This is a genomic window from Blautia sp. 2227st1_G12_2227SCRN_220401, from assembly GCF_039062885.1.
In the GTDB taxonomy this organism is placed as follows: domain Bacteria; phylum Bacillota; class Clostridia; order Lachnospirales; family Lachnospiraceae; genus Blautia_A; species Blautia_A fusiformis.
Genome location: NZ_JBCLNI010000010.1, coordinates 66324 through 85066, shown reverse-complemented (window position 1 = coordinate 85066; position 18743 = coordinate 66324). Strand labels below are relative to the sequence as shown.

The 18743-nt window shown below is 43.3% G+C and carries 19 protein-coding genes; 3 read left to right on the top strand and 16 right to left on the bottom strand.

Annotated features, from left to right (window positions below):
* Nucleotide 1: 1 nt before the first annotated feature.
* The 5 genes from galT to ABCM67_RS07185 all read right to left on the bottom strand — a co-directional run bounded on the left by galT (nt 2) and on the right by ABCM67_RS07185 (nt 6530).
* Nucleotides 2-1492 carry a UDP-glucose--hexose-1-phosphate uridylyltransferase gene (gene galT / locus ABCM67_RS07205; protein WP_044962316.1) on the bottom strand — a complete coding sequence of 497 codons (1491 nt, stop codon included), beginning with the start codon at nt 1490-1492 and terminating at the stop codon, nt 2-4.
* Nucleotides 1493-1631: 139 nt separating this feature from the next.
* Nucleotides 1632-4085, bottom strand: coding sequence for a hypothetical protein (locus ABCM67_RS07200; RefSeq protein WP_147603222.1), 2454 nt, complete (start codon nt 4083-4085; stop codon nt 1632-1634).
* A 1-nt stretch (nt 4086) separates the two neighbouring features.
* Nucleotides 4087-5256 carry an SAM-dependent methyltransferase gene (locus ABCM67_RS07195; protein ID WP_147603240.1) on the bottom strand — a complete coding sequence of 390 codons (1170 nt, stop codon included), beginning with the start codon at nt 5254-5256 and terminating at the stop codon, nt 4087-4089.
* Between the two features lie 113 nt (nt 5257-5369).
* The gene (locus tag ABCM67_RS07190; RefSeq protein ID WP_015525636.1) at nt 5370-5750 is read right to left on the bottom strand and encodes a hypothetical protein; all 381 of its coding nucleotides are present in this window, start codon (nt 5748-5750) and stop codon (nt 5370-5372) included.
* A 78-nt stretch (nt 5751-5828) separates the two neighbouring features.
* The gene (locus tag ABCM67_RS07185) at nt 5829-6530 is read right to left on the bottom strand and encodes a 5'-methylthioadenosine/adenosylhomocysteine nucleosidase (protein WP_015525635.1); all 702 of its coding nucleotides are present in this window, start codon (nt 6528-6530) and stop codon (nt 5829-5831) included.
* 174 nt (nt 6531-6704) lie between these two features.
* Here ABCM67_RS07185 and ABCM67_RS07180 point away from each other — a divergent pair, with 174 nt between their 5' ends.
* Entirely contained in the window at nt 6705-6953 is a 249-nt protein-coding gene (locus tag ABCM67_RS07180) for a TIGR03905 family TSCPD domain-containing protein (protein ID WP_015525634.1), read from the top strand.
* Between the two features lie 108 nt (nt 6954-7061).
* Here the strand turns inward: ABCM67_RS07180 and ABCM67_RS07175 are convergent, their stop codons facing one another.
* The 3 genes from ABCM67_RS07175 to ABCM67_RS07165 all read right to left on the bottom strand — a co-directional run bounded on the left by ABCM67_RS07175 (nt 7062) and on the right by ABCM67_RS07165 (nt 10424).
* Entirely contained in the window at nt 7062-8678 is a 1617-nt protein-coding gene (locus tag ABCM67_RS07175) for an MBL fold metallo-hydrolase (protein ID WP_147603221.1), read from the bottom strand.
* Nucleotides 8679-9032: 354 nt separating this feature from the next.
* Nucleotides 9033-9512 (bottom strand): DUF6147 family protein, encoded by a 480-nt coding sequence (locus ABCM67_RS07170; RefSeq protein ID WP_244092830.1) that lies wholly within the window; start codon nt 9510-9512, stop codon nt 9033-9035.
* A gap of 66 nt (nt 9513-9578) precedes the next feature.
* The gene (locus tag ABCM67_RS07165) at nt 9579-10424 is read right to left on the bottom strand and encodes a DUF4367 domain-containing protein (RefSeq protein WP_147603220.1); all 846 of its coding nucleotides are present in this window, start codon (nt 10422-10424) and stop codon (nt 9579-9581) included.
* 92 nt (nt 10425-10516) lie between these two features.
* Between ABCM67_RS07165 and ABCM67_RS07160 the strand changes: the two genes are divergently transcribed.
* A complete protein-coding gene (locus ABCM67_RS07160) occupies nt 10517-11584 on the top strand; it encodes an undecaprenyldiphospho-muramoylpentapeptide beta-N-acetylglucosaminyltransferase (RefSeq protein WP_092072263.1) in 1068 nt (355 codons plus the stop codon).
* A 64-nt stretch (nt 11585-11648) separates the two neighbouring features.
* Here ABCM67_RS07160 and ABCM67_RS07155 read toward each other — a convergent pair whose 3' ends face one another.
* Nucleotides 11649-12176, bottom strand: a complete 528-nt coding sequence (locus ABCM67_RS07155; RefSeq protein ID WP_144093376.1) for a sigma-70 family RNA polymerase sigma factor — start codon at nt 12174-12176, stop codon at nt 11649-11651.
* A 23-nt stretch (nt 12177-12199) separates the two neighbouring features.
* On the bottom strand, nt 12200-12604 hold the full coding sequence (locus ABCM67_RS07150; protein WP_015525628.1) for an HIT family protein: 405 nt from the start codon (nt 12602-12604) through the stop codon (nt 12200-12202).
* Nucleotides 12605-12734: 130 nt separating this feature from the next.
* Between ABCM67_RS07150 and ABCM67_RS07145 the strand changes: the two genes are divergently transcribed.
* Nucleotides 12735-13409, top strand: a complete 675-nt coding sequence (locus ABCM67_RS07145) for a HAMP domain-containing sensor histidine kinase (protein ID WP_144093378.1) — start codon at nt 12735-12737, stop codon at nt 13407-13409.
* Here ABCM67_RS07145 and ABCM67_RS07140 read toward each other — a convergent pair.
* The 6 genes from ABCM67_RS07140 to ABCM67_RS07115 form a co-directional block, all read right to left on the bottom strand.
* Complete coding sequence (locus ABCM67_RS07140; RefSeq protein WP_114001496.1) at nt 13376-13978, bottom strand: rhomboid family intramembrane serine protease; 603 nt, start codon at nt 13976-13978, stop codon at nt 13376-13378. The genes ABCM67_RS07145 and ABCM67_RS07140 overlap by 34 nt on opposite strands.
* 156 nt (nt 13979-14134) lie before the next feature.
* On the bottom strand, nt 14135-15565 hold the full coding sequence (locus tag ABCM67_RS07135; RefSeq protein WP_147603219.1) for an FHA domain-containing protein: 1431 nt from the start codon (nt 15563-15565) through the stop codon (nt 14135-14137).
* A gap of 1 nt (nt 15566) precedes the next feature.
* On the bottom strand, nt 15567-15998 hold the full coding sequence (locus ABCM67_RS07130) for a TadE/TadG family type IV pilus assembly protein (RefSeq protein ID WP_021652838.1): 432 nt from the start codon (nt 15996-15998) through the stop codon (nt 15567-15569).
* Nucleotides 15995-16411 (bottom strand): prepilin peptidase, encoded by a 417-nt coding sequence (locus ABCM67_RS07125; RefSeq protein ID WP_147603218.1) that lies wholly within the window; start codon nt 16409-16411, stop codon nt 15995-15997. The genes ABCM67_RS07130 and ABCM67_RS07125 overlap by 4 nt, the downstream gene beginning before the upstream one ends.
* Nucleotides 16412-16422: 11 nt before the next feature.
* A complete protein-coding gene (locus ABCM67_RS07120) occupies nt 16423-17022 on the bottom strand; it encodes a hypothetical protein (RefSeq protein ID WP_243874551.1) in 600 nt (199 codons plus the stop codon).
* Between the two features lie 195 nt (nt 17023-17217).
* Nucleotides 17218-18711, bottom strand: a complete 1494-nt coding sequence (locus ABCM67_RS07115; RefSeq protein WP_180214806.1) for a DUF5702 domain-containing protein — start codon at nt 18709-18711, stop codon at nt 17218-17220.
* Nucleotides 18712-18743: the final 32 nt, after the last annotated feature.

Below are 18743 nucleotides of genomic sequence, written 5' to 3'. Positions count from 1 at the left end.
TTTACAGAGTATTGATAAATCTCATAAATGCATCCCTGCCCTCTGGTGTGCATTTATAAACACCGGCATCCTCCAGTACATGAACAAATACATTGCCCACTTCCCTGCGAAGGACTTCCTGGATATTATCTTTATCAAGTTTCTCATATTTTGGCAGAAATTCTGCAACCCATGCAGCATGTTTCTCGATTTTCTCATTGGAAGCGATGTCCCTGCCGCTTAAAATGTATTCTTCAAGAAGCTCTAGCTCTTCTTTCAGACGTGCCGGAAGAACAGCGAGTCCCATAACTTCGATAAGACCGATATTCTCTTTCTTGATATGATGATAGCATGCATGTGGATGATAAACCCCCAGCGGATGCTCCTCTGTTGTGATATTGTTACGTAATGTCAGATCCAGTTCAAAGGTATCTCCCACTTTACGTGCGATCGGTGTGATGGTGTTATGCGGCTCTCCGTCTGTTTCTGCAAAGATAAATGCAGCCTCATCCGTATATCCTCTCCAGCCTGCCAGTACATGTGTTGCCAGATCGATCAGTCTCGTCTCGTCTTTGCTGCGGATACGCAGTACGGAAAGAGGCCATTTTACAATGCCGGCTTCCACATCTTCGTATCCCGGGATCGTCACATGCTTTTCAATCTCTGCCTTCGCCATGGCAAAGGTATAATGCCCGCCCTGGAAATGATCGTGGCTGAGGATAGAACCTCCTACGATTGGAAGATCCGCATTGGAGCCAAGGAAATAATGTGGGAACAGCTTTACAAAATCAAACAGCTTGATAAATGTATTTCTCTCGATCTTCATCGGAGTATGCTGACTGTTAAATACGATACAATGTTCATTGTAGTAAACATATGGAGAGTACTGGAAGCCCCATGGACTGTCATTGATGGTGATCGGGATGATCCTGTGGTTCTCCCTTGCCGGATGATTGACTCTTCCTGCATAGCCTTCATTTTCCGGACAAAGCAGACATTTTGGATAGCTGCTGGATTTTACCAGCTTGGCAGCTGCGATAGCCTTTGGATCTTTTTCCGGCTTGGACAGGTTGATCGTGATATCGATCTTGCCATATTCGCTGTCTACTGTCCATTTCTGATCTTTTTTTACGCGATAACGTCTGATATAGTTACTGTCCTGACTCAGCTTATAAAAATAATCTGTGGCTTTCTCCGGATCTTCTTTATAAGCATCCCAGAATTCTCTCTGTACCTGGGCAGGACGCGGCATCAGACAGTTCATCAGTTTTGTATCAAAGAGATCTCTGTACACAATACTGTCCTCGATGATGCCCCTCTTTACAGCCTCATCAAGAAGTTCGTTCAAAGTCTCCTCAAGATTGATTTTAGCATACTCTGTCTCCGGTTCTGTATATTCGCTTTCCCCAAAGGCATCCAGAAGAAGATTGGTTGCATAAATTCTTTCGCATTCCGGAGTAATACCACTCTCCACCCCATACTGTACCAGTTTTTTAATACTTTCACTTAACATTGATTTTTCCCCTTTCCTGTCGCGCTTTTCCCGGAAAACAGGAACTTTTTTCCTGTTTTCCGATTTATGCCAAACGGGAACTCCCGTCTTGCCATCCTGCTGTAACCCCATGGCCTTCATCCGGCCTGCTCTGTAAGCATCACTCTATGACGTTTTCTATATAAGTGAGAAATACATTTCCGGCACTCTCAAACAGCGCTGTACTGTCATTCATTCCATACGGGCTGATCTGCCCTGTTGCCGGATCATAAAGATAGGTATTATATTCATCATAGCCTACGATCACCACACTGGAATTTTCTCCTGTCTTGGCGATCACCGGTCTCTGGGCACTGACCTCATAAAGAACATTGTCAAGAGTGCAGCCGGTCAGATCGATCACCGTTCCCATATCACCAAGGCTATCCTGAAGTTCTTTTTTCTTCCAGTTGGCTGTACGTATACTTTCCGGTACATCCTCTATATTCATCTGGAGCTTTGTTTTTTTGTTTCCACGTTCCCAGACATACTGCTGCGCACGGTTAAGTACCACTCCAGTCTGCGCATCCGCGCGTTTCACAGCTGCAGCCGGATCGGTATAGATACGGTCAAGAGAACCATATGCATAAACATAATAAAGTTCTCCCTGTGGAACGGTAGTATCCAATGTTACCGATGAGTCTTCAGTACTCTCGATCTTGGAACAAACAAGCAGCGGACTGTCTGTCTCCGGTTTCTGAGTCATAGTCAGGCGGATCAGCGTTCCTGCACGGTTTGTAGTGATCAATGCTACATCTATCTGGCTTCCGGATGCTTTTTTGTTATTCATGATATTGTCCTTTTTCTGGACTGTATAAGCATTCCCCGATTTTGCAGAAAGTTCAAACTCCATCATGGTACTGCCAACCGTTACGTTAGTGATATAAAGGCCATCCTGACGATACTCTTTTTTCACCTTTCCTTTAAAGCTTTCAATGCGGAATGTACTGATTCCCTCTGTTTCATGTCCGTTGGTATCCGTAAGAATGTCTTCATCGGAAAGGATCCCATATACCAGATCTTCATTCATAAATCCCAGAGCTCTCAGATTTTTTCCGCTTTCCGGCGAAATATCTCTTGTTTTCAGAGAATCAAATTCAATTTCCCGGATCTTCCCTGCATCATCTCCAGATTCGATCAGCCATGCTGCATGTGCCTTGGTATCTGACACAACAAAATGGTTCTGTTTGATTCCTTCTTCCAGAACCTGTGAGGTTCCTGTCTCAATATCTACCTGATACAGCTTCTGTGCAAACAGCAGAAACAGCTGATTGTTTTTGTTTACATAAGTGAGTGTTCCAAGATCTTCCTTCAGGAACTCGTAGGATTCTGTACTTGGTATGAATACTTTTTCTTCCACCACATTACGGTCGCTGTTGTAGTGATAAACACAGACACCGCTGTACCCCTCGTGAACACCACGGTTCATGTAACCGTACAATACAAAGTCCACATCCCCGTTATCTGCTACTCGGATGATCTTGATATCATGTTCGTTGCGCACATATCTGGAATCGTTATCTTCCTCTTTGCGGAAGCTGAAGACCCTTGTGATCTTTCCGCTGGACGGTGCATAAGACCAGAGATCCCCATCCTGCTCAAAAGCAACAATCTTTCCACTGCTGTCTGAAGCATAGGTGACATTCTTGTCACGGACACCCAGAAGCAGGCCTGCATCGGAAACTACCTTCTGAGACGGATCAAATACCTTCGTTGCAGAACGTTTAAAATCCAGCAGCATGATCCTTGTTTCTGTATAACGCATACGGTAAAATTCCGTAACATCATAAATTTCGGTTTTACCCTCATCATCCTGTGCGGAAATCTGATAATCCAGCGTGATACTTGCAGTCGTTTCATTGATATCATCGATCAGCGGAACTCCTTCCATGTAGAGCTTCGGAGAAAGGGATCCCCAGCTGATATTGGAAAGTCCGGAATTGATGGAAATATTATTGTAATTCGTTCCGCCGGAAATATCCTCCGCTTCCAGATATCCGGTCAGCGCATCTGCCTGTTCCTTGTCCAGACACTTTGTGGAAAAATCCTTGACAAACTGAAGATACGCTTCTGTATTCAACTGGGTTCTGGAAACCACTCTTGTATAGTAGTAAACTTCCCCCTCACTGGTATCCAGCGTGATCTGCATGGAATACTCCTGGTTCATGCGAAGGTCACTGCCGATCTCAATCTCTGTACTTAAACAGCCGTTGTCCTCTTTCGTGAGATTCTTGATCTTACGGTTCTCCATAACCTTGCTTCCGTCTGAAGTCCGTACCTCATAAGCAAGCCCTGTTACTGTATCAGCATATGGGTTGATCTCAAAAGACACTTTTTTGGTCGTATCCAGCGGAGTAATACTTCCTCTCATGAAATCGGTCTGCATCTGCTGTCTGTATCCATACATCTTATTTGCCTGGGTACTTCCGATCTTTACCATAACCTCCGGAAGTGTGGCATCGTTCATATCTGAGCGGTTATCTGTAGACTGACTGTTCATCAGAAATGAGGTCCCGGCTACTACTGCCACAAAGATCACCAGCAGTATCACTCCCTTACGTAGGATCTTCATCATGTCATTCTCCCTTCTGTGAGGCTGACTCTTCCGGATAAAGAAGCCTGTCCAGGGTAGGAGCCACATGAAGAGCCTTCATGGTATCCGAAAAACTGTCCCTGCTCCTTTTCTTTCCGGTTTTTACTGCGCGGATCAAAATATTCTTTGGTGTATGTTCCATATCGATAAATTCAAGAAGCTGGGTTTCATATCCTTTGCTTTCCAGAAGCTCGGCACGAAGACCATCTGTGATCAGAGCTGCCATTCTTTCCTTCAGGATCCCATAACGCATAACAGGCTGGAGCATTTCGTTTCGGATCTGACGATTCAGTTCATGCTGACAGCATGGAACAGACAGGATCACCTGAGCCCCCCATTCCACTGCCTTGGCCAGAGCGAAATCTGTTGCTGTATCGCAGGCATGAAGTGTCACCACCATGTCCACAGAAGAAACGCCTTCGTACCCTGCAATATCTCCCTGGTAAAAATGCAGCTTGTCATAACCATAAGATCTGGCCAATTCACTGCAATGCCGTATCACATCTTCCTTAAGATCCAGCCCTATGATGTTTACATCAAAACCCTCCAGTTCTCTGAGATAATAATACATAGCAAAAGTAAGATAGGATTTTCCGCAGCCAAAATCCAGGATCGTGATCTCTCTGTCTTTAGGAAGCTTCGGAAGGATATCCCTGATAAACTCCAGAAAGCGATTGATCTGTCTGAACTTGTCATATCTGGAAGCAACGATCTTTCCATCCTTTGTCATAACTCCCAGATCCACCAGAAACGGAGCTGCCGTTCCCTCTCTGAGAATGTACTGTTTCACCCGGTTATGAGGAGCGATCTTTATCTTCTCATTCTGTGCAGGCCCGTGTTGTTTTGTTTTGATGGTTGCTTTCCCTTTCTTGCTGATAAGGATACTTCCATCCTGACTGCGTCCGGTTGCCTGAAGCTGACGAAATTCCTCCATGGCATGCTCCAGATAAGCGATCATCTCTTCCCTGGTAAAATTCTTATGATAAACCTTCGTCCCTTCTGTCATGGACGCCTGGTAAAAAATCTGACCCTTCAGCTCCACAGGACGAAGCTTCACCTTGGAAGGTCCCTCGCCAGTCCTGCGGCCACTGACAACAGCCTGTATCAGCTGTTCATTAATCTGTTCTTCTAAAAATTCCCTTATTGTTTTCATCATACTTCCATTATATTCACTTTTTGTTTTATTGTATATGGACAGATGTTGTGCGAACCAGTTTTGGTCGCTTCTGCCAGTATCACTGTATCGTTCATGGGTAAACCGCCATTTTAATACTCAGTGCGGAAACATTTTCTGCACCTTTTCCTCCTGCATCTTCGTCTGGAAATCTCCTGATACACCAGCACTTCGATCAGATCATCCAGGAACCCTCCTGGAATCTCCTGTACACTGGTATCTCCTTCCATCTGTCCTTTCACCTGGTGACAGATGTGATAGAGCATGAAACGATCCGGATATTCATCATACAGCCGGCTTCCCTCATAATCCAAAAGCTGACACTGTGCTTCCGCTTTTTCCTGGATCCTTCGGGCTGTATCCGGATAGTATGATCTCATCAGATCAAATTCCTTTTCCTGTTCTCTCTCTTCATTATAAAAACCAGGACTTCCCTGTGTAGCATAAAACGGATAAAAATCTGGATAGATCATAACTCTTCTGCTGTCCTCTCTCTGCTATCTCTTACAGTATATGCAGAAGAAAAATGACGGTTCCCTCCAAAGTTCCGATCAGGCCATCCGTTTCAGCATTCCCTGGGTCAGACGTACGCTGTGCTCAATTGCAAGCTTTTCAAAAGCCGGATAATCCATGTTCGCACTATTATCTGCTTTATCTGAGATAGCACGGATGATCAGGAATGGAATCCCGTTAAGAGCTGCTGCCTGTCCGATCGCTGCGCCCTCCATCTCAACAGCATAGGCGCTGAATTCCTTTACAATATTATCTTTTACACCCTGATCACATACAAACTGATCTCCGGAAGCAATTCTTCCTTCAAAAACCCTGATCTCCGGATTTACTTCCTCGCATACATCATGTGCGATCTTACGAAGGCACTCATCTGCCTGGAAAGAAAACTCTTTCATCTGCGGGATCTGTCCCTTCGGATATCCGAATCCGGTTGCATCCATATCATGATGAAGAACATCTGTGGAAAGTACGATATCTCCAATATTGATATCATTGTTAAGGCTTCCTGCGATACCGGTATTGATCACCGCTTCCACCTGAAAGAGATCTGCCAGGATCTGGGTGCACATGCCGGCATTTACCTTACCGATCCCGGACTGTACCACAACTACCTTCTTTCCTTCCAGAACACCCTCATAAAAATCCATTCCGGCTCTGGTAGTAATGGATACATTCTCCATAACCTCTTTCAGTCTTGCTACTTCCTGTTCCATTGCTCCTATGATTCCAACACATTTCATGATCTGTAAATCCTCTCTTTCAATATGATATCCCGCTGAATTTCACAGTTTTTTCCGTTCAGCAGTATCTTTTTCTTTTTCTACATTGTTCATTATAACAAATTTTATTTTTTATGGAAACTTTTTTTGAGAGATGCTATAATCGATAAATAAACAGAACAGGAGGTAACCAGAATGGTTTATAAGACAAAAGGCGTCTGTGCTCAGGGAATTGAGTTCGAGATCGACGATAATAAAAAAGTTCACAATATCAAGTTTACAGGCGGATGTTCCGGAAACACACAGGGTGTTGCACAGCTTGCAGAGGGAATGGATGCAGATGAAGTGATCTCCCGTCTGGAAGGCATCCGCTGCGGATTCAAACCAACTTCATGTCCGGATCAGCTTGCAAAAGCCATCCGCCAGGCATTGAACGAAGGCTGATCTCACATAATCTTATTTTGTATATCGGATTTATCATCACCCTGCGAAAAATTTCCGCAGGGTGATTTTAGAATGATCTGACAAAATAACTGCCTCAACGTTATTCGGTTAAATATCCGTTCTATCCCACTTGTCACACAGTGACTGGATATCTCTTGCAAAACGATCCAGATCTTTATTAGGGCAGCCTTCATTCTTCCGGATCACGGACATCAGGCGACGTCCCATAGCCAGCAGCTTCTCATATGCACGGGCAGCCTTGGTTGTTTTCGGCGAAGCAGTTGCCTTTACGATCCGAATACCAACAGCCTCATGGATACACCGGTTCTCCAGAAGATCATATTCAGTTCCACTAAAGGGTGCTGTTGCATCATACCCAAGCTCTTCTTTAAGCCTCTGGGCAAAAATCTCCGTCACCGTATCATCACCATGCGTAACAAATACGTGTTTTGGTCTCGTCTCAAAGGCTTTCGCCCATTCTATAAGTCCGTTTACATCAGCATGACCGCTGATTCCCGGCATTTTGCATATTTCAGCAGCTACCTGCACAGTCTCACCAAACAACTTCATCTCCACAGCACCTTCCAATAATGCCCGTCCCGGAGTTCCGATAGCCTGGTATCCAACAAAAAGAATGGTATTTCTGGGATTCCACAGATTGTGTTTCAGATGATGTTTGATACGACCAGCATCACACATACCACTGGCGGAAATGATCACCTTGCAGTCCTCATCAAAATTGATAGCTCTGGAATCATCGGTAGTAACGGAGGTCTTCAATCCCTGGAAGGATAACGGATTGATACCTTTATTCAAAAGATCCATTGCTTCCTCATCATAGCAGGTATATGCATTCTCACTGAAGATCGTAGTTGCCTCATTGGCAAGGGGACTGTCTACATATACCGTAAAACCATCATGGCCGTGGACCAGTCCCTGTTCTTTGATCTGTCGGATAAAATACAGCATTTCCTGAGTACGGCCTACTGCAAAGGACGGGATCACCAAACTGCCGCCTCTGTCAAAGGTCCTCTGGATGATCTCTGCCAGTATTGCCGGATAATCCGGACGTTCTCCATGACTGCGGTCTCCGTAGGTAGATTCCATCACAACATAATCTGCCTCTCGGATATATACCGGATCCCTGATCAGCGGCTGATTGATATTTCCGATATCGCCGGAAAAAACGATCTTTTCTGTTTTGTCCTCTTCCGTCATCCAGACTTCAATACTGCTGGAGCCAAGAAGATGTCCTGCATCCACAAATCTTACTTCGATTCCCTCTGCCGGTTTGATGATCTTATCATATGGGCATCTGACGAAGTTCCGGAGCACACCCATGGCATCTTCCATCGTGTATGCAGGAATAAATTCCGGTTTTCCTTCTCTCCGCCCCTTTCGGTTTCTCCACTCAGCCTCGAACATCTGGATATGTGCGCTGTCACGAAGCATGATATCGCAGAGATTACAAGTTGCCTCTGTCGCATAGATCGGCCCCTGATAGCCTTTTGCATACAAGGCCGGAAGATTTCCGGAATGATCCATGTGTGCATGTGTCAGAAGCACAAAATCCAGATCACCCGGAGCCACCGGAAGCTCCTTATTTTCATAATAATCCGGTCCCTGCTCCATTCCATAATCCACCAGAAACTTCCGTCCTGCCGCTTCCAGATAATAACAGCTTCCGGTCACCTCATGCGTAGCACCAATAAATGTTATCTTCATGCACAAGCCCCCTTTTCCGTCCCACGTTCTGAAATTTCCATATCAAAAAAGCCTGAAGGATCTCTCTGTGATATCCGATCGTCCAGAAACGCTGTGATATACAATTCCAAGAAGAAATAATCGACTTTTTGTTTATTAACGGTTTGTTATTGTATTTATTATACACGAAATATATGTTTTTTGACAGTCTTTTTGTGAAATATGTTTCTTTTTTTAAGGGGATTTTTTTAGATTTTTTGATATTATTCAGAATTTTTAGACATTCCCCAGCGAAGGTAATGTAAAGTTTACTGGATTTTTTATTTTTTTGGGGGAGTGGCATCGCTGGGGTGTGTGATTTATTTTGTTGATTTGTTATTTTACGAGAATACCGCTGGTTAAGGTTGTGGTTGATTCTTTACTGCCATCCTTGGCTGCATGATAGCCTCTTACACGGTAGTAATAACCGCTTGGCACGATTACTGTAATATCTTTAACTAAATTAGTTGCATTTTTTTTTGTAAAACTCCAACTTTTATATGTTGAATAAGTACCATTAACTTTTCGTTCTAAATACATGTTTAAATAAACTATATCGCAAGAGTGATGACACTGCGTAAGACCAGAAATAATCACTTTATTGCTAGCTAATTTCTTAATACTTAAATTTCCCAAATTTAAATTATTTCCACGTAATACGCTATAGGTTGTATCTTCTGCATAATCTGCATCCGTATCTGTTTCTACTGAAAAATCATCTGATAAATTTTCTGCCATTACAGGAATTCCCAGCAACATACAACAACAGAATACTAAAAATACCGCCATTATCGTTTTCTTCATTTTCTCTTTCATGTATCACCTTTTCACCGCTAAACTTCCATTACAATAATATTACGATATATATTCTCCATAATCGCTTTAGAAAACTATATTTTTTATAAATTTTATAAATTCCTCTTTTTGCATTTTACCTGTAATCTGATAAAATATCGATTCATTTTTCCAACATGCTACATAATTTTCATTTGTATCTGTATCTGCATCATCTTTTACTTTTTCAATATTTACTGTAATATTTTCATTCTCAAGATTTACCTTATCAATTATTTTCCCATCCAAAATATAAACACTGCTTTTAGCTTCTTGATCATATCTCCCTATATATATCATTATTATATTTTTCCCATAATAATATTCCATTACTGCATATCCCGCCGAAGTACTCACATAATAATCTTTAAATTCAAAACCATCTGGACGATACATAAATTTGGGAACTTTTGCACTAATCCCTTTTTCAATATTATCTAACGCTGTCTGCTCATCCTTCTGCGCTTTCTCATTTTCTTCATCATTTTCAATTGAAATCCTCGTATCATCCCCAACCCAATACCTTACAGAATCAATAAAATAACTCCTGTTCGCCTGGCTGGTCATGCTTGCGGCGAAGATACCGGCTGAGCATACAAGTACTGCTACCGCAACGCGAGCTGCTTTATGGCTTTTCTTTTCGGGCAGATAAACGATTTTTACATTCTCTTTATGATCATCAGTTTTAATACTGTCAGTTTCGTCTTCTTTGTAAACACCATCTGCTTTCAGTTTTTCTACAAGTCTCTGATAAGCAGCCTTTGCCTCCTCTTCTGTTTCTCCATCATCAGGAATCACTCCATCTGGAAACAGGATTTTTTCCATCTCTTCGGTTTCTTTTTCATATTCTTCTGCCAACCATTTTTTCAGTTCGGCATCCCTGAAATTTTCCATTATTTTTCTCCTGTAATCCTATCTTTCCTTGACAATTCCCCCGTTAGAGTTCATATTTAATGATAGTATATGACTATTCAGGAGGAATCCAAATGAAACACATCGTACTTACCGGCGGTGGTACTGCCGGACATGTAACTCCAAATATTGCCCTGATTCCAAAGCTCAGGGAGCTTGGTTATAAGATTTCCTACATCGGTTCCTACGAAGGAATCGAAAAAAAACTGATCGAAGAACTTGGAATCCCATATTATGGAATCTCATCCGGAAAGCTGAGACGTTACTTCGATCTCAAAAACTTCTCTGACCCGTTTCGTGTACTGAAGGGATTCAGCCAGGCCAGAAAGATTCTGAAAGAGCTGAAACCGGACGTTGTTTTTTCTAAAGGCGGTTTCGTTACGGTTCCCGTTGTGATCGCGGCCAAACGTTTAAAAATCCCCGCATTGATCCACGAGTCCGACATGACTCCAGGTCTTGCCAATAAACTCTGTCTCTCTTCTGCATCCAGAATCTGCTGTAATTTTCCTGAGACAGTCGCCAATCTTCCAGCTGACAAAGCAGTTCTCACAGGAACTCCGATCCGCCAGGAACTTCTTTCCGGAAATGCGGAAAACGGTCGTAAATTCTGTGGTTTCACTGCTGACAAACCGGTACTTATGGTTATCGGTGGTAGTCTGGGAGCTGCTTCTGTCAATGATAATGTCCGCAAGATCCTCCCTGAACTTCTGAAGGAATTCCAGGTTGTTCATCTCTGCGGAAAAGGAAAAACTGATGAATCTCTCAACGGTACTGCCGGATACGTCCAGTATGAATATATCCAGGACGAGCTTCCGGATCTGTTTGCTATGGCTGATATCGTGATCTCCCGCGCAGGCGCTAACGCAATCTGTGAGATCCGCGAACTTCATAAGCCAAATCTTCTGATCCCGCTTTCTGCCAAAGCCAGTCGTGGTGACCAGATCCTTAACGCTCGATCCTTCGAACGCCAGGGCTTCAGTAAAGTGCTGGAAGAAGAGGAGATTACAGAAGAAAAGCTTCTGGAAACCATCCGCCAGCTCTATACCGATCGTCAGAAATATACAGATGCTATGGCAGGAAACGGCCAGGTAGATTCCATCAGTAAGATCACTGATCTTATTGAAGAATGCGCCAGAGCCTGACTATATTTCCACAACAGCCATATGAAAACTCTGCCACTCCCTTCCGGGCTGGCAGGGTTTTCTTTTATTCGTATACTTTGCGAAATTCTTCCTGCAGCCAGCGCTTCGCTTTATATATCCTGTTATTGACACCACTTTTCGTCAGACCATATTCTTCTGCAACTGTTTCAACGGAAATCTCCAGATATTTGACCTGAATTAAGATCTCATAATTTATCGGCTGTTCCTTTCGAAATCTTCTCAGCACCATATACATAAATTCTTTCTTCTCTTTACGCAGAAATACCTCTTCCGCATCGACCGAATTCTGTTCTTCCAGAAATGCCGCAACTTCTTCCTGACAGACAAACTCATGCTTGGAGCTTGATTTCTTTATATAATCCAAAGCCTTATTCATAGATGCCCTCTTGATCAGAGAAAACATCATCTTTTCATTATCAATATTCAGGCCATCCTTTATAGTATACATTTTGTAAAGTACATCCTGACTGACATCATCAGCAGTACTCCAGTCATGGAGAACCCCATACGCATACCCTCTGGATATTTTTCGGTATTTAAGATAAAACTCTTCAAATGTCTGATTATTCATTTTTCCTCTTTAGTGGCTATTTGTCATTCTTTAATTTTCTTTAAGATTTCATCTCTCACCTCATCGCTGAGTTCTCCGGGTTTCCAAGTTAAACCAACACCATCTCCCTCATATCTCGGAATCAGATGCATGTGAAAATGAAACACAGTCTGTCCTGCGATCTCTCCATTGTTCTGCACAACATTAAATCCATCACAGTTCAGTGCATCTCTCAGCTTTCCTGCCATTTTTTTAGCCAGGATCATTGCTTTTCCGGCAGTCTCATCCGGAAGTTCATAAATATTCGCTGCATGCTTTTTCGGCAGGATCAATGAGTGTCCTTTGCTTGCCGGTCCCAGATCCAGAATCACGCGAAATTCCTCATCCTCATAAAGTGTTGCTGATGGAATCTCCCCATTTGCGATTTTACAAAATATGCAATCTCCCATTATTTTGTCCTCCTTGTTTGCAAAATTATTTTATCTATATTCTTATTTTGTCGTATTTTCTCGAATTTTTCAATACTGTTCTTGTTGATATTTGAAATTTCTGATGTTAATATTTTTCTGAGGTGATAATATGTGCAACGATACTACCGTCAGTAAATTGAAAAACGATTTTCATTATACACTTTCAAAATTTTCACATGAACTCCGGAATCCTCTGACTCTTATTAACAGTGGACTCCAGATGATCGCATCTGCACATCCTGAGGTCAAAGAATATGAGCACTGGGATGATGTTATGGATAATCTTGATTATGTAAAAGAACTTCTTGATGAACTTTCTGCATTTAATAATGCAGGCCATGTCAAAAGAGAAAACATTGACACCTGCAGCTACCTCCGAACGATCCTTTCCTCCATAAAACCTACTCTGGATTATCTGGAGATCACACTTGAAACAGATATTCCGGATTCATTGCCATCGATGGCTCTTGACCGGATCCGTGTCCGGCAGATGCTTCTGAATCTTCTGAAAAACGCATGGGAAGCCGTTCCTATTCCCGGAGGAAAGATTTCTTTTTCTGTCATTCCGGAAAATTCCGGCATCCGCATTGATATCCGGGATAACGGATGTGGAATCTCAAAGGAACAGCAGGCTACGATATTTCAGCCATTTTTTACAACCAAAGAATCCGGGACCGGCCTTGGCCTTGCTGTTTCAAAACAGATTGCTCAGGCACACAGTGGAGACATCACGCTTGAGAGCGCTCCCGGTCAGGGAACTGTTTTCCATATTTTTCTGGGATGATAAAGAATTACAGCGATCAGGAAACCACTCAACAAACCGCCTATATGCGCTACGTTATCCACGCCTTCACTTGCAAATCCGAAATACAGTGAAAATGCGGCCATGATCAGCATCTGTCTGACAGTCAGATCCGCCACTCTTCCTCTGTGCCGTATGATCACATAGATCATACCGCCCATGACTGCAAAAACAGCTCCGGAAGCTCCTGCAGATAAAGAAGCGTTTCCTGCATACATATCAAAAAACAAAGAGAGCATATTTCCGCCCAGACCACCAAATATATAGATCAGAAAAAATTTTATCTTTCCTGTTACCGGTTCCAGCCTCTGGCCAAGCACAAACAGAACCAACATATTATTGATCAGATGCGGCGCACCAAAATGCAGAAACATACTGCTAAACAGCCGATACCACTGTCCCTGTTCCAGGATCAGCGGTGCATAAGCAGCACCGCATTCCAGCATATGCTGCCCGTTCTCCGAACCGCCGGTAAATTCCACCACAAGAAAGATCAGCGTATTTATGAGGATCAGTAAAACTGTCACAGGTTCTTTTTTTATTTCTTCCAATTCCGGCCTCTTTCCACAGCGGTTCCGGAAATATTCTCCAAACTCGCTGTTATAATCTGAAAATTTAAATTTATTTCATTATTTTAACAGATTTTCATCAGGCGGACAACCTACGGTCCCATATTAGTACGATACAAAACCGGATTTTTCGCTCTGTTATTTCAAAAAAATATAACGGGCCTGTGCAAAATCAACTTCATCCTCATCCTCCAGCAAATAATCTTCTCCTGTTTTCAGAAGCTGTCCATTTACAGAAGTCCCATTTCTGGAGTTCAGATCTGCCAGATAATATGCCCCCTCCCTTTTTCGGATCTTGGCATGGATCCTGCTGACAGTTGGTATATTGATCACTGCATCCGCCGCAGTTTCCAGTTTTCCGATCACTGTGATATCTTTTTCCAAATAAATGGTAGCCCATTCCCCCGGTTCCCGGCTCACTAATGTAGCAGGACCTTTGGATGCACCTGCCGAAAGAACTACTGTTTCACCAAATCCATCTAAAAAATCTTCCGCTTTTGTCGGGATATTTTTTTTGATCTTTTCCAGTTCTTTTCTGCTGTCACCGGCATTGCTCCCTGACAGCGTACCAGATTCTTTCTGATCTTCAGAATATACAGCTGCCTCTTTTTCCGCCGCACCATATTTCTGCTCAGGCACCGGCGTATCCAGTTTTTTCTTTTTTCCACAGACTTTTTTGATCAGAATATAGCTCAGCATCCCCAGTATCATTGCTGCAAGAATTCCCAGAAGAAAAATTTCTTTGCTTATTCTTGGAATATATCCGCCGGCCATTCCTGCCGTAATTCCCAGAAGAAGCACCAATGCTGCACCAAATCCAGCCACTGGCTTCCATATTTTGTTTGTTTTCCGCTTCTGTGAGTCCGCTGAAGATTTTTTCTGTTTTTCATTTCCGGACACACTGGCTCTTTCCCAGCCTTCCACCTGCCACAGATCCTCTGCTTTTTCCTCCTCTGTCATCCTGTTTTCTTCCTGGACCACTGTTTTCTTTTTTTCATATGGAGAAAAATCTTCCTCGTCGCTGTTACATATTTTATATAACTCTTCCTTGATGTATTCCAGATGAAAGCTGTCCTCCAGTGCACGTCTGTATACATTATATCCCAACATGACCGCTTTTCCGTCTTCATGATCCAGCTTTGGAAGGATATACTCCGCAAGACTCTGAAACTGTTTCTGTATTTCCCCATGAAATCCCGGAAGATAACAAAATCGGACACTTTTTCTTTCCGCATCCAGATAGATATATTCCGGTTCCAGGATCAGCTGACTGGGATTCAAAAGATACTCGGACATTTCTTCCATGATCTGTATAAAGCCTCCCAGTATCACCTGAAGCGACTCCAGATCCATCTTTTTTTCCTCAAAAAGCGCAGTCATGGAATGCCTGGAAGTTATATCATAATACACCATGAATTTTCCGTCGATTCCCTGTATCCGACACTGAAGAAGATCAGGCACAGCATTGGCCACGATCATCCTTACCTGGTAAGAATCTGTATCGATTCTCTCATCTCCTGTCAGGATCAGATAATTATGATTCATATCTCTTTTATATTCCGTTTTCATTTTATGGCGTCACCTCTCCCAGCATATCCACAGTTCCTTTTACCTTGCGGATCCATCCCACAGGCCGCAGAGGCTTTGCCTTACCACTGACTTCCAGCTTCCATTTCTGCCCCAGGAACCCGGCAGGTACTTCCAGTCTGTAAGTTACTTTCACAGTTTTTCCTGCATTTGTCTGCATGCTCAGATTCTCTCCTCCCGGCAGCCCGATATCTCCCAGCATTCTACCCTGTATATCCGCCTTTTCATATATGTTCCCTTTCTTTTTATATCCTTCCATACTGCCACTGACTGCTGCCTCATAAGCTGCCGCAGTGAGATATGCTCTGTCATGTACAAAAAAATCCAGATACAGCACTCCGATCAGTATCATAAGCACCAGAGGCATGAGCAATGCAGCTTCTATTGTAAAGCTCCCCTTTTTTATTTTTCTCACAAAAATATCCCTCCCAAATATCCGATCAGCAGAAACGGTACAAAAGGAATTTCCTCACTTCGACTCTTTTTTAGCATAAGATACTCAATGCCTGAGTAGATTCCGCACAACAATAATGCACCACAGAGGATCCCTGCCAGTTCTCCGGCTCCCAGCACAGAGCCCATTGTCAGTATCAGCAATCCGTCTCCAAATCCGACCATTCCTCCACTGATCAAAGCGATCAAAATTATAAATACTCCGATTCCCATGGAAATAATCCCTGCCGGCCAGAAAAGCCCCTGCCTGATCCGCCACAGGATCCCGCCTGCCAGAAATATAAAAAGCACCGGTAAACAGATTTCTTTTTTTCGGATATCTGTCCAGGTATTAATTACAAGAAGTACAGTCATGCAAATTTTTACACTGCTCATGATCTCTCCCTTCAGCCACATCGTCCGCAGGCACTCATTTCACCGGAAACCTCTGTTTCTTTCACCATCCGTACAGATCGTTTCAATGCGCTGCAGCTTTCCCTGTTATGAAAACGGTTACTCTTTTTTGTGATATATACCACTCCGGCCGGTTCCTGCCCACGACTGCACAGCTCACAGGCCTGATACTTTTCTCCATATGCATTTTTTGAAGCTTTAACCGAAGAGCCTGATATCTGCTGAACAGACAGATTCAGATAACTGCACCCCAGTTTTCTGTGATACACACTTCCTGATTCTGTCACATACACCATAGGCTGGCTCTCCACTGTATCCTTTCCATTTTCGTATACCACACCATTCCACGTATGAACCTTTACCGTATTATGGAACCATATTTTAGGAAGCGGGATCAGACCGCCTATGGGCTGATAGGAATATATGTCCGGCAATGTGATCGTTTCTGTACCTGAACCGCCAGCACCATACGCATACATACCTGCTTCCTTTGCTTTCTGGCACAAGCCGGTCAGATGCTCCGTCTGTACCTTGTAAATATCCATAAAAGAAAGCAGCGTGAGCACTCCGAAAAAAAACAGCGGCAAAGCCATCGCAGTCTCCAGAGTGAGACTTGCTTTTTTCAGAAAGGTGCACAGGGATACTTTTCCAGAAAGCGTTTTCCGGCTTATCGGGGAAAGCAGGAAAAAAGCTCTTCGAGAGCGCCTTTCTCTTTTTTGATCCAGTCTGTTTATCTGATTTTTATCTTCTTTTTCTTTCTGAAAAAGCATCCCTGTACACCTCTCTTTCTATTCATACGCATACTGACGTGTAACTGTAAATATTTTCCGTCTATTTGCTTTTACATCTGCAGACGCTTCCATGGCAGTGATGCAGTGATCCATCTGAAAACCCGGTCTTTTTCCCTTTTCACGTACAGAGCACTCGATCATGTCCATTCCTCTCAGAACTTTATCCTGTTTTCCTTTCACCATAAGCAGAACCTGAAGATAATCCTCATAAGACATTCCATTCCCTGCATCCTTTCTTGAAGAATCCAGTTTGTCCAGGATATTGGGCAGATTACTCAAAGACAGCTGCCAGTCTGAGGAGTTTTTTATAAGAGGTACATGTCCTCCTGCAAAAAGTTCCCGGACATCCAGAATACTCTCCGCAAATGCCCAGCAAAAAATCAGTGCCGCTTCGATCACTGCTGCCGCCGGTGGGATCAGAAAACCTGATGCAATCGCCAGCGCCAGTGTTTCGACCTGTATCCGTTTTCCACCATCTGAAAGCAGATACGCCATGTTAACCCCCTGACGGATCACCAGAAGTTTTCCTGCCACGGACTTCAGATTTTCCCGATCACTGTTCTTCCCTCCAAGAATATATTCCACCTGATAATTCAACCCTGCCGCTGCCGGTCTTCGATAATTTCCCAGTTTCTTTAGCAGATACTGTCCAAACAATATTCCGGACGTATACGAATTATCGGATCGTATATCCGTATCCAACATTAGTCCTGTCTGGAGCTTTCTTCCGGATGTAAGGCTTTTTCTGTCTGTAACCGCATCCGATATTCCCCGTTCGGATGGTACTACCAGATCAAGAAGTCCCATTTTACGGACTCTTCTGATGATCGGAATAGGATTTTCCACGCTTTCATCAACACCGCCGGTAAAATCATCCCCATTTCCTGCATCCGAAAAATCTCCCTGGTTTTTTTGTTGTTCCTGTTCTTTTTTGGCTTCTTCGCTCTTCTGCGCGGCGTCCGTAATAGCAGAATCATAGGAATCCAACGTTCCTTTATTTTCTGCCTGTTCTCCTTTTTTCTCTGCATCCTCTGTCTTCTTTTCCTGATCCTTCAGTTTTCCGAGAAGAGTCTGTACCCCCTGGCTTCCCAGAGTTTCACGCATATACTGAACAGCCTGCTGGTAAAAAATCTCGCCTTTTCCGTCGCTCAGAAGCTGATAACCATTGAATCCGCCCTGGAGAAGCTCCAGTTTCTGACTGTTCTGTTTCAATACAGGTTTCATATAAGTCTGAAAATCATCATATACAGAAGCCATATCCAGTTCTTCTTTTCCACCTGCATACAGTGCAAACAGCTCATAATCTTCCAAAAGCGTTCGGTCATACTGTCCAAATAAGGAATATAAGCCAATATCCATACTGTTAAGTATCTGTGTCCTGGCAGCTGCCATGCGTACAGATTCAATGCTGGCACACACAAGAGAAAGAACCAGGCTCAAGATCAGAGCCAGAAAGATCGTAATGCTGCCTTTTTTCACATTTCCTGCCAAGGGGTACCTCTCCTTTCCAAAACGGAAATATC

Bases quoted from the DNA above. Each gene is read 5' to 3' on its own strand.
- ABCM67_RS07195 (WP_147603240.1), bottom strand. From the start codon at position 5,256: ATGAAAACAATAAGGGAATTTTTAGAAGAACAGATTAATGAACAGCTG.
- ABCM67_RS07155 (WP_144093376.1), bottom strand. From the start codon at position 12,176: ATGAATAATCAGACATTTGAAGAGTTTTATCTTAAATACCGAAAAATA.
- ABCM67_RS07200 (WP_147603222.1), bottom strand. From the start codon at position 4,085: ATGATGAAGATCCTACGTAAGGGAGTGATACTGCTGGTGATCTTTGTG.
- ABCM67_RS07145 (WP_144093378.1), top strand. From the start codon at position 12,735: ATGTGCAACGATACTACCGTCAGTAAATTGAAAAACGATTTTCATTAT.
- ABCM67_RS07125 (WP_147603218.1), bottom strand. From the start codon at position 16,411: ATGAGCAGTGTAAAAATTTGCATGACTGTACTTCTTGTAATTAATACC.
- galT (WP_044962316.1), bottom strand. From the start codon at position 1,492: ATGTTAAGTGAAAGTATTAAAAAACTGGTACAGTATGGGGTGGAGAGT.
- ABCM67_RS07175 (WP_147603221.1), bottom strand. From the start codon at position 8,678: ATGAAGATAACATTTATTGGTGCTACGCATGAGGTGACCGGAAGCTGT.
- ABCM67_RS07180 (WP_015525634.1), top strand. From the start codon at position 6,705: ATGGTTTATAAGACAAAAGGCGTCTGTGCTCAGGGAATTGAGTTCGAG.
- ABCM67_RS07170 (WP_244092830.1), bottom strand. From the start codon at position 9,512: ATGAAAGAGAAAATGAAGAAAACGATAATGGCGGTATTTTTAGTATTC.
- ABCM67_RS07160 (WP_092072263.1), top strand. From the start codon at position 10,517: ATGAAACACATCGTACTTACCGGCGGTGGTACTGCCGGACATGTAACT.
- ABCM67_RS07190 (WP_015525636.1), bottom strand. From the start codon at position 5,750: ATGATCTATCCAGATTTTTATCCGTTTTATGCTACACAGGGAAGTCCT.
- ABCM67_RS07150 (WP_015525628.1), bottom strand. From the start codon at position 12,604: ATGGGAGATTGCATATTTTGTAAAATCGCAAATGGGGAGATTCCATCA.
- ABCM67_RS07185 (WP_015525635.1), bottom strand. From the start codon at position 6,530: ATGAAATGTGTTGGAATCATAGGAGCAATGGAACAGGAAGTAGCAAGA.
- ABCM67_RS07165 (WP_147603220.1), bottom strand. From the start codon at position 10,424: ATGGAAAATTTCAGGGATGCCGAACTGAAAAAATGGTTGGCAGAAGAA.
- ABCM67_RS07120 (WP_243874551.1), bottom strand. From the start codon at position 17,022: ATGGCTTTGCCGCTGTTTTTTTTCGGAGTGCTCACGCTGCTTTCTTTT.
- ABCM67_RS07135 (WP_147603219.1), bottom strand. From the start codon at position 15,565: ATGAAAACGGAATATAAAAGAGATATGAATCATAATTATCTGATCCTG.